Below are 16853 nucleotides of genomic sequence, written 5' to 3'. Positions count from 1 at the left end.
ACTCTGTTGCAAAATTAAAAAACAAATATAGAATCATTTTTTTATAAATGCAACTCTGTTGCAAATGTTTTTCTTGAATAGAAAACTGATTTGATGTATTTTTGTAATCTTATTCATTCAACTCTATAATTTATGCAAACTCGTTTATCACTATCAGAAAACTACCCAAACTATCACAGGTTATTAGAAACTGATATTCAAAATTTTATAGAGTTACATAAGCATAAAGAAATTACTCAAACGCTTCTTAATCTTCCAAAAGAGTATCAAGAGTTACGAATAGAAATAGGAAATCAAATAAAATCACTTCAAAAGTCAAAGTCAAAGTTATCTCTTTGGTATGACTCTGATAAAGTTATTTTTCCTCCTTCTTTGTCCATCGAACAAGCTTCTTCTGAAATTACAGCAAACTATAAAGCAGATTTATTGAATAGTGATTCTACAATAAATTTAGAAAATCAAACCCTTGTAGATTTGACAGGAGGAATGGGAGTTGATAGTTTTTATTTTTCTAAGATAGTAGGAAAAGTGATTTATATAGAGCAAAATGAACTTTTGGCAAGTATAGCAAAACACAATTTTGAGAAACTAGGAGCAGAAAACATTGAAGTTATTTGTAATAATTCAGAAGTTTTTTTAGAAGAAGCTAGAAATAACAATACAGTTTTTGATTGGATTTATCTTGACCCTGCTCGTAGAGATAACATACAAAAAAAAGTATTTTTATTGGAAGATTGTCAGCCAAATATGGTTGAAGTATGGGAAGTATTTAAGAAAGTAGGAGCAAAGTGGCTTCTCAAAACAGCACCTTTATTAGATATTCAGTTAGTATTGAATAGGCTGACAAATATAGAAAAAGTAGTGGTTGTGGCACTCCAAAATGAATGTAAAGAAGTTCTATATCAGTTGGATAGCTCTCAAAAAAGCTTTGATAACGAAAAAATAAAAATAAGTGCCATAAACTTACACTCCAAAAATCTAAAAATCCAAAATTATCAAGAAATTCAAATTGAGAGTTTTGAATTTTCTTTACTTCAAGAAAAAGAAGTTTTGATAGATTATAACAAAAAAAATGAAATTCAAGGCTATCTGTATGAACCTAGTGCAGCTCTCATGAAAGCAGGAGCATTTAAGAGCATTACCAAAAAATATGAGTTGAACAAACTCTCAATCAATACACATCTTTATGTCTCACAAGAGCGAAAAGAAAATTTTGTAGGTAAAATATTTAAAATAGCAGAAGTAGTTTCTTTTTCTAAGAAAGAAGTTAAAAGAAAATTTGGTAAGGCAGGGTTTAATGTCGTTGTTCGTAATTTTCCTATGTCAGTAAAAGAATTAAGAAAACAATTTTCTATTTCAGAGGGAGACAATCAATTTCTTTTTTTTACGACGTTTACTTCAAAATCTAAAGATGAGAAAATTGTGATTCTGTGTGAGAAGATAAAGTCTTAAATTATTGTCATAATTTGTTTTTGAAAAATAGCTAGACCAAATTAAAGTGCTAGTTTTCTTACACTCCATCAAATATCCTTCGTTTGTTAATATTCAAGTAATATAAGGCAGTTAATTTTGTAAATAATAAGAGTGAGCAATATTTCGCTTAAAATTCTGCTTAGAGAGCTTATTTAGATGCTTTCCCCTTAATTCTAAGCACTATTTTTTGACAAAGAAAATTCTTATACAGTATTGCTCATTCCCTCTTTATATTTTATTCATAATTTATTAACATTACATTTTATGCAATTAGCATTACTAAAAAAGCTAACACTTGTCTTATTTCTTTTCGTAGGAATAAGTAGTCAAGCTTATGCACAAATTCCATTTACAGAAAACTTCAATGCCTTTAGAGGAGCAGGTTTTGCGCCTACTCCAGCTGCAGGTCAGTTAGATTCAGATGTGTGGAAAGTTACAGGTTTATCAAGCGCACCAAATGAAATTGCTTTTGGAGATACTTCTCCAACTTCAGGAGATTTTGCTAGAGGAGCTTCTACAGGCACAGAAGGTACGGGAGGTATTTATTCTTTTGATATAGATACTCCTAACGAAAATTACACATTAGGAGTACAGCCTGGAGGAAGTGATTTTACACCAGGGACGTTTGTAGCGAGAGTGCAAAACAATACAGGAGCAGTTCTTACTTCGGTAGATGTTTCTTATGATGTTTATTATAACAACGACCAAGCTCGTGCAAATTCATTTAATTTTTCATACTCTTCTGATGATGTTGCATATACAGACGTAACAGCCTTAGATTTTATATCTCCTGCTGGTTCAGATGGACTAGGTTGGCAAACAGTAGCAAGAACAACTACTATAACAGGGCTTTCTATTGCTAATGGAGATTATCTTTATATTAGATGGACTGGAGATGATGAAACTGGTAGTGGTAGTAGAGATGAGTTTGCGTTGGATAATGTTTCTGTTACCTCATCCACTCCTTCTACTTTATTCTTTTCAGAGTATATAGAAGGTTCTAGTAGTAATAAAGCTCTTGAGCTTTACAATCCTACTGGGGCATCAGTAGATTTAACAGATTACAGAATAGAACTTTATACAAATGGTAACACTACTATTCAAAATTCTTTAGATTTGACAGGAACTCTTGCTGCAGGTGCTACTTATGTAATAGCAAACGCTGGAGCAGATGCTGCTGTAACAGGAGCTGCAGATATTACAAGTAATATTACTTTTTTTAATGGAGACGACGTTCTTTTATTAAAGGAGTCAGGTACAGTTATAGATGCTATTGGACAGCTAGGAGTAGATCCTGGGAGTGGCTGGACTGTAGGCACTGGTGCTACTAATGAATTTACACTTCGTCGTGATTGTGCTGTAACATTTGGTGATACTGACGAAACAGATGCTTATACTCCTATAGATTGGGTTGTCTTTCCACGAGATACTTTTGATGGATTAGGTGAGCATTGTCCAACAGCTCCAACAGCTACAATCACAATTACAGGCACACCACTAACAGCATTTACAACTACTGCTCTTAATGTGCCTTCTGCTGAACAGTCTTATCAAGTAAGTGGTACTAGCCTTACTACTGATATTACAGTTACTGCACCAGCTAATTTTGAAGTTTCACGTACTACTGCAGCAGGTTTTGCAGGTAGTGTAACTATTCCTTTTGCTGATGCAAATGCAGGTAACGTAGATATTTTCGTTCGTTATAATCCAACTGCAGGTACTTCGCATAGTGGAGATATTACAAATGCAAGTACAGGAGCTACTACTCAAAATGTAGCTGTAACAGGAAGTGTACCTCCATCTCTTATTACTATTGCAGTAGCTCGTACTCGTCCTGATGGAGAAATTGTAGTGATTGAAGGTGTTTTGACTGCTGCTGACCAATTTGGAGGTCCTGCATTTATACAAGATGCAACAGGTGGTATTGCCGTTTTTGATAATGGTTCTGGTCTCCATGATGGAACATATCCAATTGGACAAAGCCTTAGAATACAAGCTACTCGTTCTAGCTTCCAAAATCAAATTCAACTTGGTAATGTTACTTCTGTAACTGATTTGGGGGCTGGTACTCCAGTTACTCCTCAAGTAATTACACTTGACCAACTTGATGCTCATAGAGGGGAATTAATAACTATTTCAAATGCAGACTTTCCACAACCAGGAGATTTGCTTTTTGGTAATTCAAATTATACAGTAACTAATGGTGCAAACTCTGGAGCTGTTCGTATTGATGTTGATACTGACTTAGCTGGAGATGTAAATTATACACAACCAACTACTTGTGATGTAACAGGTGTAGTAGGATATTTCCAAACAGCACCACAATTATTACCTCGCTTTAGAACAGACTTGCCTTGTGCAACTCCTTATGTATCTTCTACAGCTTCTACATTTACTTCTTGTATTTCTGGAGCTAAAACATTAGAAGTTTCTGCTTTTAATATTGAGTGGTTTGGAGATAGTGGTAATAGTCCTGCTAGTTCGGATGCAGAGCAAAAAGATAGTGTAAAAGTAATTATCAAAGCAAATAATGCTGATATTTATACACTAGTAGAGATTGTAGATATTCCTCTTATGCAACAATTGGCTAATGAACTTACTGCCGAGACTGCTGATACATGGGATATTTTATTCTCAGATTTTGTTTCTAATCCTCCTCTAAATGGAACACAACAAAGAGTAGGATTTTTGTATAAGTCTAATGTAATTGACCCAATTTTTAGTTATGCAATGCTTCAAAGCATTCACCCAAGTTATAATGGTGGAGATGACTCTGCTCTTACAGGTTATCCTGCTGATAGAGATAGACTTTGGGCAAGTGGTCGTTTGCCATTTTGGATGCGTGCAAATGTTACCCTAAATGGTTCTAGTGAAGAAGTTGATTTTATTGTTATTCATGGACGTGCAAATAGTTCTTCAGATGCTCAAGGAAGATATGATATGCGCCGTTATGATGTAACTGTCTTGGAAGATTCTATCCGTAATAATAGTATGCTTATTGGTAAGAAAATCATTTTAGCAGGAGATTATAATGATGATGTAGATGTTACAGTCGCTGATATTCCTTCTACACTTACTTCTTTTGATGCTTTTACTACTCGCCCTACTGATTATACAATTGTTTCAGAAGCATTGAGCTTGGCAGGTCGTCGTTCGTATGTTTTCCGTGAAAATATGATTGACCATATTACAGCTTCTAATGAATTAGCCTCTGGTTATATTCCTAACTCTGTAAGTGTTGGTTATGAGTTTTATGACGGAGATTATACAAGTACAGTTTCAGACCACTTCTTAGTGTCTGCTCGTTTCGAAATTGTTCCTATTGCTTCTTGTAATTTTGTAGCAACTGCAAATAGTAGTAGCCAAATTACATTAGACTGGACAGATAGCACAAATATAGAAAACAGTTATGTAGTAGAAATGTCTTTAGATGGTACAACAGGGTGGACAGCTATTACAGGCTCTCCTTTTGCAACTAATAGCATTAATGCTGTTGTTACAGGTCTGAATGCAAGTACACAGTATTTCTTCCGTGTTCGTGCTGAAGAATCTGCAAGTAATTTCTCTGAATGGGTGTTTGCAAATGCAACTACGTTAGCTTTACCTCCAACTCCTCCAACTGTGGTTACACTTTCTCCAGTAGATGATGCTACAAACGTAGCTATTACAACAGATCTTGTAGTTACTTTTGATAGAAATATACAAGCAGGAACAGGAAATATTACAGTTACTGACGGAACGACACCACTTACATTTCCTATCGCTGGTAATGCTGATGCAACAGTTACTATATCAAATGATGAGTTAAGTATAGATTTGACAGCTAATTTATTAAATAACACAAGCTATGATGTTCTTATTGATGCTGGTGCAGTAGAAGAAGCTGGTACAGGTGCTGATTTTGCTGGTCTTGTTGCTGGAAACTGGAATTTTACAACTGTTGCTACTACTACAGGTGGTGGTGGTGGAACTACCTCGGTAGGCACACCAACCAATTTTGATGCAATAGCTATTTCTACTTCTCAAATAAATCTTACTTGGACTGCCGTAACAGGTGCAGCAGGTTATGTTCTTTACAGAGATAATGTAGTAGTGGCTACATTAGGAAATGTCGCTTCTTTTGAAGATACAGGCTTAAATGCTGATACGTTTTATAGTTATAAGCTTGTAGCTACAAATGGTAATGTTCAGTCTGACCCAATACAAACAAATGCACGTACTTTCCCTACAGCACCTTCTGTAATTTCTGTAATAAACGCTTGTGCAGGAAGTACAGGAATTATGAACGTAAGCTCCACAGGTGTAGTATATCGTATTTATTCAGATTCTATCTCAACAACTCCATTGTTTGAAATAGATAATAATGAAATTGTTACTCCTGTCCTTACTCAAACAACTACTTTCTATGTAAGTGTACTTAGTAATGGTTTGGAAAGTGAGCGTACTGCAATTGAAGTAGTTGTAAATGCTTTACCTACTGCAAATATCCTTGAAGAAAGTATTTTCTCTTGTGCTGCTACTGCAACTCTTACAGCAGAAGAAGTAACAGGAGCTACTTACACTTGGTTATTAAACGGTACTTCTCTTGAAACTACTACTGCTTCTTCTTTTGAAGTAACTCGTTCTGGTAATTATCAAGTAAGAGTAACTTTAAATGGTTGTTCTACTACATCAGGTTTTACTTCTGTTCGTTTAAACTTTGTGCCTTTAGCAGAGATTAATCAAGGTACATTAGTTCGTGCTTGTAATGATTCTGTTCTGCTTACTGCAAAAGATGCAGGAACTGATGCAACTTACGAGTGGGTTAGTAATAATGTCGTGCTTGGAAATACAGCTTCTGTTTCAGTTTCTGAATCTGGAAATTATACATTGAGAGTAACTCAAAATGGCTGTACTGCTACCGACGAAATTACAGTAGAAATTACTACATTTAATTCAAACGTTACTGTTTTGGCTTCTAAAACTGATTTCTGCCCAACTGAAGAAGTAACTCTAAGCGTAGAAAACCCAGAAACAGATGTTACTTATACGTGGATGCGTAATGGTAGAAGTGTTAATGTTATGGGAGCTGAATATACAACTTCTAACCAAGGAGAATATAGCGTACAGGTTTCTAAAAATAATTGTACAGTTCGTTCTTCTGAATCAGTTACTATTAAGCGTATCGCTTTAGAGCCAGTTTATTTACGTATAAATGATGATGTTTTATCAGTAGAATCTATTACTCCAATTACAAATGTAGTTTGGTTCTTAGATAACGAGGAAAACACAGCTCTTGAAGGTCAAATGAGCTTTACGCCAGATGTAACAGGTTATTACTCTGCTCGTGTTACATTTGATACAGGTTGTGAAAATACTACTCGTACAGCATATTACAAAGTGCCTGATGTTGTTACAGGAGAAGAAGAAATAATTGATGTAGAAACAATTGTTTATCCAAATCCAAGTAATACAGGTATTTTCAGAGTTCAACTTTCTAGCTCAATTGTTTCTGATGTTACTTTTACGGTTACAGATAATATCGGTCGTGTTTTGGAGAGCAAAACTATAAAAGCAAATGAAACTTCAGCACTTCAAACAATTGATTTGAGTCAATATGCAGCAGGAATGTATGCTCTTACTATTGACACAGAACAAGGAACTGTTATTAAGAAAATTATCATTGAATAACTTCTAAACAAATAAAATAAACAATTACAGCAAAAACCTTTACTCTTTGAGTGAAGGTTTTTTTATGATAATTTTAAACTCTACAATTTAATTTTAGGAGCAGAAATTAAACAAACTACTCGTTTATAAGTAGTAAGTTTTTGGTGTTCAATTAATTATATTTGTAATTCATAATCTTTAATTAGCTTCGCTGCTTTCAACAAGTCGTAATTATTCCTTAGATTCTATCTTCTAAATCTTAAATTGGTTTGTTATTCTACTCTTTTCATTGTAATTTTAATCAAAATTAAACAAGTTTTTCATTTTACCCTCATTTTTTATATGAACATTCACGAGTATCAAGGTAAAGAACTACTCAAAAAATACGGAGTTGCCATTCAAGAAGGAATCGTAGTTGATTCTGCTGCAAAGGCTGCTGATGCTTCCAAACAACTTAGAGAACAAACTGGTACAGACTGGATTGTTGTAAAAGCACAAATTCACGCAGGTGGACGTGGAAAAGGAAAAGTAGTAGGTACAGATTATAATGGCGTAATGCTAGGAAAATCTCCAGAAGATGCTGCTGAAAAAGCAAAACAACTTTTAGGAAACGTACTTGTAACTCACCAAACAGGCGAAGAAGGCAAAAAAGTAAATAAAGTTTTGTTAGCGCAAGATGTATATTACAAAGGCGAATCAGAAATTAAAGAGTTTTATGTAGCTGTTCTTTTAGACAGAGACAAAAACTGTAATGTAATTATGGCATCTCAAGAAGGTGGTGTTGATATTGAAGAGGTAGCAGAAAGCCACCCAGAAAAAATTATTAAAGAATGGATTGATCCAAAATTAGGTTTACAAAGCTTCCAAGCGCAAAAAGTAGCATTTGCTTTGGGCTTAGAAGGAAAAGCTCTCAAAGAAATGACTAAGTTCATCAAGTCTTTGTATGCTGCCTATATCGGAATTGATGCTTCTCAAGTAGAAATAAATCCTGCTTTCAAAACATCTGATAACAGAGTTTTGGCAGTAGATTCAAAAATTAACTTGGATGATAATGCCTTTTATCGTCATAAAGAATTGGCAGAACTTAGAGATGAGTCTGAAGAATCTCCATTAGAAGTAGAAGCAAGTAAATTTGGCTTAAATTACGTAAAACTTGACGGAAACGTTGGTTGTATGGTTAATGGTGCTGGTCTTGCGATGGCTACAATGGATATGATTAAACTTGCTGGTGGAGAACCTGCAAACTTCCTAGATGTTGGAGGTGGAGCTTCTGCTGAAACGGTAGAAAAAGGTTTCCGTATCATCTTGAAAGATCCAAATGTAAAAGCAATTTTGATTAATATTTTTGGTGGAATTGTTCGTTGTGATAGAGTTGCAAATGGAGTAGTAGAAGCCTATAAAAATATTGGAGAAATCAATGTGCCTATTATTGTTCGTCTTCAAGGAACGAACGCAGAAGAAGGTGCAAAGATTATCAAAGAATCTGGCTTAAATGTAATTTCAGCAATTGTTTTGAAAGAAGCTGCTGACAGAGTAAAAGAAGTTTTGGCTAACTAATAAGCAGACTTTTAATTAGTACAAAAATTCCTTTTATTATTCTTTTTAGAGTGGTAAAAGGAATTTTTTTATAGAGATGACCGTTTAAGCAAATGAAAATTATAAAAAAACAATATTGGAAAAACCTGTATAAAAGTATAATAAACACTCTTTTTCCTAAAGAGGATAACTTGATAATTACAAGTAGTTATATTATAAGTCTCTTTATGGGTTTGTTGTTTTCTTTCTTTACAGTTAATGACTATTTAGATAATGAATATATTTTAGAAAATGGAATAGAGGTAAAGGCAGTGTTAATAGACAAAGAATACAGAAATAAGATGACCATCAGTAGTATAGAGTATCAAGATAAAGTGTACCATTGGGGAAAGTATGGCGTACCATATGATATTGGAGACTCTGTAATGGTACTTTATAGCCCAGATAAAGATATGTTCCTTCCTATTAACCATGATAAAGAATATGTACTCATTTTTATGTGGTTTTTTTTTATATTTTTTGGAGGAACTAATATTATAAGGGTTCTTTATATCAAAATAAAAACTGTCTTATTTTAGCTAGTTTGCTTTAACATCAGATAATAAAACCCTTTCAATCATTTTTTTCTAATATTGAAAGGGTTTTATATGTTATTAAGGAGCAAGACGAACAATCTCCCAAAGAGAACCATATTTCTCATCTCCATTTTCTTTCAAAAGATAAGTAATTCTGTCATGCAAACGACTTCTTCTTCCTTGCCAAAACTCAACATAATCAGGTATTAAACGATAACCACCCCAGTTTTCGGGTCTTTCTATAAAGTTAGTTTCTTCATAATTTTTTTCAATAGAATGAAATAATGTTTCTAATTCTTCTCTATTATTCAAAATGCGACTTTGAGGAGAAGCAATTGCTCCAATCTGACTTTTGATAGGACGACTTTCGAAGTATTCAGAAGATTTCTTAGGACTAATTTTCTCCACTTTTCCTTCTATACGAACTTGTCTTTCTAATTCTGCCCAAAAAAAAGTAAGACTTGCATACGGATTGTTTTCTAAGTTTTCGCCTTTTCTGCTTTCATAATTAGTATAAAAAACAAAACCTTCATCTATGCTTTTCAGAAGAACAACACGAGCCGAAGGACGATTATTTTTTCCTATTGTAGAAAGCACCATAGCATTCGGTTCTGCTGCAAGTTCTGCATCTAGAGCTTCTTGAAACCACTTTTCAAATTGCTCAATAGGATTTTCTAAAGCATTTTTTATGTCGAATTCTGCTTTAGAATAGTTTTGACGTAGATTTTCTAAATCCATATTTTATAATAAAAATAAATAGGGAATAGGAATTAAATAAACTACTATAAATGTCAAATTATTGATATTCAAATAATTACATTCGTAATTTTTAATTCGTAATTGTTCCTAGGGTTGTTGAATAAAATTATAACGTATCAGAATTATCAGTTTTTTTAGGTTCATAAGTCCCTGGAGGGCTAAAAAGAACTTTAAAAGCCTGTTTGGGAGAACGAACTTTTCTCAAATCTTTTGCAATATCTACAAACTCATGAAAAACCAAACGAACAGGGTTTTTAGAATGAATTGGTTCAGTAATTCCATATCTAGCTTCTTCTCCTTCGGGTTCGAAAGTTCCAAAAATTCTGTCCCAAATAATAAAAGTAGAGCCAAAGTTTTTGTCTAAATAATGTTCATTTGTTCCGTGATGAACTCTATGATGGGAAGGTGTTACAAAGATATATTCAAACCAAACTGGCATTTTTCGAATTTGTTCAGTATGAATCCAAAACTGATTCAAAACAGCTATTTGATGGCAAATAAAGAAAGTCAGAGGGTGAAAACCCAAAAGAGCAACAGGAACAAAAAAGATAACTTTTAATTGCTGAACCCAAGAAAGACGAAACGAAACCGTAAAGTTATAATCTTCTGATGAATGATGCGTAACGTGAGTAGCCCACCAAAAACGCTGACGATGTGCTACATAATGCGCCCAATATCTACAAAAATCTAAAACCACAAAACAAACGATAAATGACCACCAAGACGGCTCAATATAAAGAGGCGAAATACTAAAAAAGAAAAGAATAACTCCAAAAGTAAAAACTTTAGCAAGTGCCGTAGAGATAAGGTTGCCCAAACCAATCAAAACAGAAGGCAAAAAAGTATGTTTGTTGTAAGTTGCCTTTCTATTAGGTTGGTCGGTAGAGTGTTCTTTTTTATCTTTACGTTCTAAATAATACTCAAGAGCAACGAGAGAAAGCATAACAGGAACTGCCCAAACAATGATTTGAGGTAGGTTTAGTTCATTAATTTGATTATTGAAAATCTCTAAATTATCAAAATTAAAAATAGGTTTTTGTGTTAGGTCAGCTAGATAAAATACAAAAGAATATAAAGAAAGCATAGAAGGGTTGTTTATACAAAAAATGAGGTAATTACAGAGTAAATAGTAATCCGATAGTTGATAGTTGTAATGTTTCCACTCTTACAAAGTTACTTATTTTAAAGTATTCTCAAAAAGATAATGTTCAGAGTTTTTTAAAATCATTTTTTTATACCTTTATTTTATTTTTTCTGTCTAAATTTATTTTATTTTTATAAATAATCATATATGACCTATCAAGAAACTTTAGATTATCTTTTTGCCAGACTTCCTATTTTTCAACGAGTAGGTGGAGCAGCTTATCGAAGTGATTTAGATAATATCAAAACCTTATGCGACCAGTTAGGAAATCCAGAAAACAAATTTGACTCTATCCATGTAGCAGGTACAAATGGAAAAGGTAGCACTTCGCATATGATTGCTTCCGTTCTTCAATCAGCAGGGTATAATGTAGGGCTTTATACATCTCCTCATCTCAAAAACTTCACAGAGCGAATTAGGTTAAATGGACAAGAAGTTGAACAAGATTTTGTCATTGATTTTGTAGAAAAAATAAAAAATGCGATTACTTCTATCTCGCCTTCCTTTTTTGAAGTTACTGTTGCGATGGCATTTGAGTATTTTGCCTATAAAAAAGTAGATATTGCTATTATTGAGGTTGGAATGGGAGGGCGACTTGATGCTACAAATGTACTTTCTCCTTTGCTTTCTGTTATCACAAATATTGGTTTTGACCATCAACAGTTTTTGGGAGATTCTTTAGATAAAATTACAGCCGAAAAAGCAGGAATTATAAAGCCAAATACGCCAGTAATTATTAGTCAGAAACAAGAAGAAACAACAAGCATTTTCGAACAGATTGCTCTAAAAAATAATGCTGAACTTATCTTTGCGACAGATACTTTTGAAGTAAGCCAGACAATTTATAGTTATAATAATGATTCGAAGAAAGATAATTTTGATATTTCTACTATAACAAATCACGAAAAATTAGAAACTAAAGAGTATCAATATATTTATACTGATTTAGAATTGGATTTGAAAGGAATTTATCAGAAACAGAATTTAGCAGGTGTTATTTGTGCTTTAGAGAAACTCAAAACTACAAAATCAAAGCGAAGAGCAGAGCAAAAAAAGTCTTATTTCACTTTCACAGAAGAAAATCTAGTAGAAGGATTAAAATATGCAGCACAAAAAACAGGTTTAAAAGGACGTTGGTACAGGCTAAATAAGAAAAATGAAAAGCCATTCATAATTTGTGATATTGCTCACAACGAAGATGGAATAAATCAAATCATAACTCAATTAAAAGTTGAATTAGAAAAAGGAAATTATTCTACTTTAAGAGTTGTTTTTGGAGCTGTCAATGACAAAGATTTGGATAAAATATTCAATCTCTTAAAACAAGAACTACAAGGAAAAATTAAGCAAAAAGTAGTTTTTTATTTTTGTAAGCCAAATGTCCCTAGAGGTTTAGAAACAAGTGTTTTGAAAAACAAAGCTAAAGGTTTTGACTTAGAAGGAAAAGCTTATGAAAGTGTTGAAGTAGCTTTAGAAAATGCAAAAAAAGATGCTACTTCAAATACAAATCAAAATGACTTTATTTATGTGGGAGGAAGTGCCTTTGTAGTAGCAGAAGTAGTTTAAAGTCAAAAAAAATACTCTCACAAACCAATGTGAGAGTATTTGTAATTTCTTTTTGTTCTAGCTAGTCTTAGCTTTGTACTTCTTCTGCGTTTTCGATAGTTTCCATTCTTTTCCAAATCGTATAACGAGCATCTTGCAATACTTGAGCAGATGAGATTGGCATTTCAGTTTTGTTTTTCAAAACATCATCCATTTCATCTAAAATATATTGTTCGCCACGCTTACACTCTTCTAAAATTGATTCTGTATTATCAGAAGATAATGCAGATTTAAAATCTAACCAAATTTTATGTAAAGAACCTAAAGCAGTTCCATCTGTTCTACCTTGCGTTACAGCAGGTGCGCCCAAAGTAGCCAACTCTTGATTGATAGAATTAAGAATACCTTCACGTTCTTTGGCAAAAGTTGTAAATAATGATTTCAAATAAGGAGTATCAATTTTTTCGGCTGCATCTTTATAGCCTTGTACGCCATCAATACATAATTCTGCAATGTCTTTAAGATATTCTCTTGTTTTGTCGTTATTCATAATGAATTAAAAATTTAGATAAAAAAATAATATTATTTAAAATATTGTAATAAAAATGTAATATTCAAAGCAATAAAAAAATAGATTTATTTGTATGAAGATTACACTATAATAACGTACTCAACAAAAAAATGTTTGAGATAATTTGAATTTTAGTTTTTTATTATGCTCAAAACATCATCTGCCATTAGCTCTACCCATTCTTTATACATTTCTGCCGATGGGTGCAAACCATCTTTTGCAATCAGACTTTTATCAGAAATTGCTTTTCTAGAAATAGGAGTAATATCAAAATAAGTAACTTTATATTTTAGGGCAATTTTCTTGTTTATTCTATTATAATAATCAATTTCTTGTGATATTTTTTGCTCGTCCATTTTTTTGCTCTTTGCATAATCGGTCATTCCATAATCAGGAATTGAAATCACAAATACGTTTGAAGCCTTTTTTCCAGCCAAACTAATTGCTTTTTGTAATAACTTTTCAAAACGTCCTTCGTATTTTAAGCTGTCTTCTTTATCGTATTGGTCATTCACTCCGATAAGAAGTGAAACAATGTCATACTTTTGTTTCAACTCATTTTTTTGTTCCTCCAAACGAATAGCTGTCAGAAGTTCCTCACACGTCCAGCCTGTTTTGGCTATAATCTTAGGTTCTTCAAAATAAATTCTTTGCTCATTTTCATTATTTTTTGATAAAAACTCTATTCTTTCAGCTAATTGGATAGGATAACGTTCTCTTATCTTTACGCTTTCTCCTATGGTATAAGAGTCTCCTAAAGCTAAATAAGTAACCTTTGAATCAGGATTAATTGATGAAGTGTCAGAGCTTTTAGAAGTGGTCTTTTGAGATGGTTTGCAAGAAAAAAGCGATAGAATAAATAGGAAAGTAAATCCTATTAAAATAGTTTTTTGTGCCGAAAGAATAATTTTTGTGTTTTTATAAGATGTTTGTAGTGTCATAGTTTAATTGTTTTTTAGTTTTTCTACTTCGGCTATTGAAAGCTTTGAAAGCTCAGAAATATCTTTAATAGACATACCACGTTCCAATAAGTCTTTAGCCATTTCTATATTTCTTTGATTTTTAGCCTCTTCAACAGCCTCTTCAACAGCTTCATTTACAGCCGTATCAATTACATTTTTCATATCTCTATATACTTTCAAACTGTCTTGATATGCATATTTTTCTTGTTCATTGTACTTTGTAATTTCAGCAATTTCAAATACCTTTTTGAATAGCTTTGTTTTTAGTTTGTCTGGAATTCTATCTAAACGATGCAAATTTTTGAGTAAAAAAAGCCATTTTTCAAACTGAGTTTCTAATTCGTCTATCGTTTTATTAAACTTAGGCATTTCTAAATAAATAAAAATTAGTTTATCATAAAAAACTTCTTTAGTATTTTTTTCTATCAATGCAACATCATGTCTTAATTGATTTTCGTTCTTATCATCAAAAATAAAATCCATTATTGAAATGGTATAAACGCCTTGTAATTTGAAATCCCATTCTCCTCTCTGTGCTTGTTCTTGAATAGGAAAAGTAGAATAATAAATACTTCTATCTTTAAAATAATTCTGTTTTGCTTTTTGTAATTCTATAATAAAACGCTCATCTTTTTCATTTTTGCAATACAAGTCAAAGACTGCTTTTCTGTCCATATCTCCTCTTCCCAACTTTTCATTTTTTAGAAAAGTAATATCTATAATTTTCCCTCGCTCTGTAAAAAGCTGATTCAAAAAATCTAATAATAAATCTTTATTGGCTTCTTCTCCAAATATTTTTTTGAATCCAAAATCGGTAAACAGATTTATATATCTTTCAGTCATTGTATTTTTATATTTTTATCATAGAAGTTGTTTAAGAATGGGCTTTGTGGATATATTTGTTGGTGTCGCTACGCTAAAACACCAACAAAGGCTATGTTATTTTTCCTTAGAACTGGTTTTGCAAACACAGTTCTAAGGAAAAATGAGTATTCTTAAACAACTTCATACATTAGAACATAACAATCAAATTTACTCAAAAAAAACAAACTATTCTATAAAAATAACTCCAAGTATATTCTCAGATTTATTTATTAGAGCTAGATATTCTATCTTTACCTTTCATTCTTCATAAACATCAAAATAACAATTATGGCATTTTTAAGAGTAGAACATATTGGCATTGCTATCAAAAGCTTAGAAAAATCAAATGACCTTTTCGAAAAACTCTTTGGTAAAGAACACTACAAAGTAGAGAAAGTAGAACGAGAAGGTGTCAGTACATCATTTTTTCAGTTAGGAGAAACCAAAATCGAACTCTTAGAAGCAACTACAAAAGAAAGTGCAATTTCTAAGTTTATAGAAAAAAAAGGAGAAGGAATACATCATATTGCTTACGAAGTAGATGATATTTATTCTGAAATGAAGCGTTTGGAAAGTGAAGGATTTACACTTTTGAGTCAAGAACCAAAAACAGGTGCAGACAATAAATTAATTTGTTTTCTACACCCAAAATCTACAAACGGTGTTTTGGTAGAGCTTTGTCAAGAAAGAAAGGACTAAAAGAAATAAGAAAGATAGATAAGAGAAGAATAAATTTTGTCATTACAAAACAAATTTGTAATTTTAGTTAGGTATTTCTTAAAAGAAAATCTAAAAAAACTATCCTAAAATAAAATAGTATTCTCTTGCTCATGGTAAATTCTGAAATAAATTCTGATTCCGTTCTTTCTCCCAATGAACGAGTAATTATTGCGATTTTAGCTGTGATTATTCATATTTTCTTGGCGATATTTCTATTTATTAAGACTGTTTGGGAGCGTCCTATTCCTGCACCCGAACCTGCTGGTATTACAATGGTCAGTTTTGGAAACGTAGCTACACCTACCGAAACACCTGCACCTACACAGAGTGAGTTTACGCCCTCAATTACAGAGACTACTGAAAACGAAGCAGAACAAACGGAACAAACTCAAGAAGTACAAGACATTACGCCACAAGAGCAAACTCAAACGCCTAATATTCAGACAACAAAAAATGATAATACAGTAAGTGTTCCTAAAACTAAAAAGAACAAAAAAGAGAAAAAAGAAGAAAAGAAACCAGAAAAAAAAGTAGAACCAAAAGAAGAAAAAAAGGAGGAGGAAAAAGAGAAAATCGTAAAGCAGGAAAAGAAAGTAGAAACACCTACTCCAGTAAAAGAAGAAAAGAAAAATGATGTTGCCAGTAACTCAAATGAAGATGGAGATTCAAAGACTGAGGACAAACAAGGAAATTCTAATGACCTAGAAGATAAAGGTAAAATAGGAGTAGAAGAAGGTGCAGAAATTGCTGTGCAAGGATGGAGATGGATAACCAAACCTAAGCCTAATGATACACTAAACGAACAAGGAAAAATAGTTTTTGATATTACCATCGATCAAAATGGAAATGTAATAAATACAACTTTAGTAGAGAGAAGTTCTACTATCGGTATCGCAACTTATACAGCTTACAAAAGTGCTGTTTTGAATACAAAATTCGAACGTACAATTTCCAAACCTGCCACAGAACCAACAGTAGGAAGACTTACATTCAATATTAGAGTAGGAAATTAATTTATTTTTTATCTCTACTTTTCAATAAGCGCAAGATTGTTT

The 16853-nt window shown here is 32.6% G+C and carries 12 protein-coding genes; 7 read left to right on the top strand and 5 right to left on the bottom strand.

Annotation, left to right across the window (positions count from 1 at the left end; translation table 11 throughout):
• The first annotated feature begins 132 nt into the window (after positions 1-132).
• The 4 genes from WAF17_RS03810 to WAF17_RS03795 all read left to right on the top strand — a co-directional run bounded on the left by WAF17_RS03810 (position 133) and on the right by WAF17_RS03795 (position 9236).
• Entirely contained in the window at positions 133-1452 is a 1320-nt protein-coding gene (locus WAF17_RS03810; RefSeq protein WP_338766458.1) for an RsmD family RNA methyltransferase, read from the top strand.
• A 285-nt stretch (positions 1453-1737) separates the two neighbouring features.
• Positions 1738-7143 carry a lamin tail domain-containing protein gene (locus tag WAF17_RS03805; protein ID WP_338766455.1) on the top strand — a complete coding sequence of 1802 codons (5406 nt, stop codon included), beginning with the start codon at positions 1738-1740 and terminating at the stop codon, positions 7141-7143.
• A 321-nt stretch (positions 7144-7464) separates the two neighbouring features.
• Positions 7465-8679: an ADP-forming succinate--CoA ligase subunit beta gene (gene sucC / locus WAF17_RS03800; protein ID WP_338766453.1), complete on the top strand. Its 1215-nt coding sequence runs from the start codon at positions 7465-7467 to the stop codon at positions 8677-8679.
• A gap of 92 nt (positions 8680-8771) precedes the next feature.
• The gene (locus WAF17_RS03795; protein WP_338766451.1) at positions 8772-9236 is read left to right on the top strand and encodes a hypothetical protein; all 465 of its coding nucleotides are present in this window, start codon (positions 8772-8774) and stop codon (positions 9234-9236) included.
• Between the two features lie 75 nt (positions 9237-9311).
• Here WAF17_RS03795 and pdxH read toward each other — a convergent pair whose 3' ends face one another.
• On the bottom strand, positions 9312-9971 hold the full coding sequence (gene pdxH, locus WAF17_RS03790; RefSeq protein ID WP_338766449.1) for a pyridoxamine 5'-phosphate oxidase: 660 nt from the start codon (positions 9969-9971) through the stop codon (positions 9312-9314).
• A 127-nt stretch (positions 9972-10098) separates the two neighbouring features.
• Positions 10099-11076 (bottom strand): sterol desaturase family protein, encoded by a 978-nt coding sequence (locus WAF17_RS03785; RefSeq protein ID WP_338766447.1) that lies wholly within the window; start codon positions 11074-11076, stop codon positions 10099-10101.
• A 207-nt stretch (positions 11077-11283) separates the two neighbouring features.
• On the opposite strand from WAF17_RS03785, the gene WAF17_RS03780 reads away from it, so the two are divergent.
• Positions 11284-12702, top strand: coding sequence for a folylpolyglutamate synthase/dihydrofolate synthase family protein (locus WAF17_RS03780; protein WP_338766444.1), 1419 nt, complete (start codon positions 11284-11286; stop codon positions 12700-12702).
• Between the two features lie 67 nt (positions 12703-12769).
• Here WAF17_RS03780 and WAF17_RS03775 read toward each other — a convergent pair whose 3' ends face one another.
• The 3 genes from WAF17_RS03775 to WAF17_RS03765 all read right to left on the bottom strand — a co-directional run bounded on the left by WAF17_RS03775 (position 12770) and on the right by WAF17_RS03765 (position 15057).
• A complete protein-coding gene (locus WAF17_RS03775) occupies positions 12770-13231 on the bottom strand; it encodes a PA2169 family four-helix-bundle protein (protein WP_338766442.1) in 462 nt (153 codons plus the stop codon).
• 152 nt (positions 13232-13383) lie between these two features.
• The gene (locus WAF17_RS03770) at positions 13384-14193 is read right to left on the bottom strand and encodes an SGNH/GDSL hydrolase family protein (protein ID WP_338766440.1); all 810 of its coding nucleotides are present in this window, start codon (positions 14191-14193) and stop codon (positions 13384-13386) included.
• A gap of 3 nt (positions 14194-14196) precedes the next feature.
• Positions 14197-15057 carry an Rpn family recombination-promoting nuclease/putative transposase gene (locus tag WAF17_RS03765; RefSeq protein ID WP_338766437.1) on the bottom strand — a complete coding sequence of 287 codons (861 nt, stop codon included), beginning with the start codon at positions 15055-15057 and terminating at the stop codon, positions 14197-14199.
• Positions 15058-15366: 309 nt separating this feature from the next.
• On the opposite strand from WAF17_RS03765, the gene mce reads away from it, so the two are divergent.
• Both mce and WAF17_RS03755 read left to right on the top strand, forming a co-directional pair.
• Positions 15367-15777, top strand: coding sequence for a methylmalonyl-CoA epimerase (gene mce / locus WAF17_RS03760; protein WP_338766435.1), 411 nt, complete (start codon positions 15367-15369; stop codon positions 15775-15777).
• A 131-nt stretch (positions 15778-15908) separates the two neighbouring features.
• On the top strand, positions 15909-16811 hold the full coding sequence (locus WAF17_RS03755; protein WP_338766433.1) for a hypothetical protein: 903 nt from the start codon (positions 15909-15911) through the stop codon (positions 16809-16811).
• Positions 16812-16853 lie beyond the last annotated feature (42 nt).

It is taken from the genome of Bernardetia sp. ABR2-2B, assembly GCF_037126435.1.
In the GTDB taxonomy this organism is placed as follows: Bacteria; Bacteroidota; Bacteroidia; order Cytophagales; family Bernardetiaceae; genus Bernardetia.
Note: the sequence above shows the minus strand (reverse complement) of the source record. Positions and strands in the feature narration are given on the sequence as shown.

Excerpts from the sequence above, each read along its gene's own strand:
- sucC (WP_338766453.1), top strand. The coding sequence starts at position 7,465 with ATGAACATTCACGAGTATCAAGGTAAAGAACTACTCAAAAAATACGGA.
- WAF17_RS03805 (WP_338766455.1), top strand. The coding sequence starts at position 1,738 with ATGCAATTAGCATTACTAAAAAAGCTAACACTTGTCTTATTTCTTTTC.
- WAF17_RS03795 (WP_338766451.1), top strand. The coding sequence starts at position 8,772 with ATGAAAATTATAAAAAAACAATATTGGAAAAACCTGTATAAAAGTATA.
- WAF17_RS03810 (WP_338766458.1), top strand. The coding sequence starts at position 133 with ATGCAAACTCGTTTATCACTATCAGAAAACTACCCAAACTATCACAGG.
- pdxH (WP_338766449.1), bottom strand. The coding sequence starts at position 9,971 with ATGGATTTAGAAAATCTACGTCAAAACTATTCTAAAGCAGAATTCGAC.
- WAF17_RS03770 (WP_338766440.1), bottom strand. The coding sequence starts at position 14,193 with ATGACACTACAAACATCTTATAAAAACACAAAAATTATTCTTTCGGCA.
- WAF17_RS03785 (WP_338766447.1), bottom strand. The coding sequence starts at position 11,076 with ATGCTTTCTTTATATTCTTTTGTATTTTATCTAGCTGACCTAACACAA.
- WAF17_RS03775 (WP_338766442.1), bottom strand. The coding sequence starts at position 13,231 with ATGAATAACGACAAAACAAGAGAATATCTTAAAGACATTGCAGAATTA.
- WAF17_RS03755 (WP_338766433.1), top strand. The coding sequence starts at position 15,909 with ATGGTAAATTCTGAAATAAATTCTGATTCCGTTCTTTCTCCCAATGAA.
- WAF17_RS03765 (WP_338766437.1), bottom strand. The coding sequence starts at position 15,057 with ATGACTGAAAGATATATAAATCTGTTTACCGATTTTGGATTCAAAAAA.
- mce (WP_338766435.1), top strand. The coding sequence starts at position 15,367 with ATGGCATTTTTAAGAGTAGAACATATTGGCATTGCTATCAAAAGCTTA.
- WAF17_RS03780 (WP_338766444.1), top strand. The coding sequence starts at position 11,284 with ATGACCTATCAAGAAACTTTAGATTATCTTTTTGCCAGACTTCCTATT.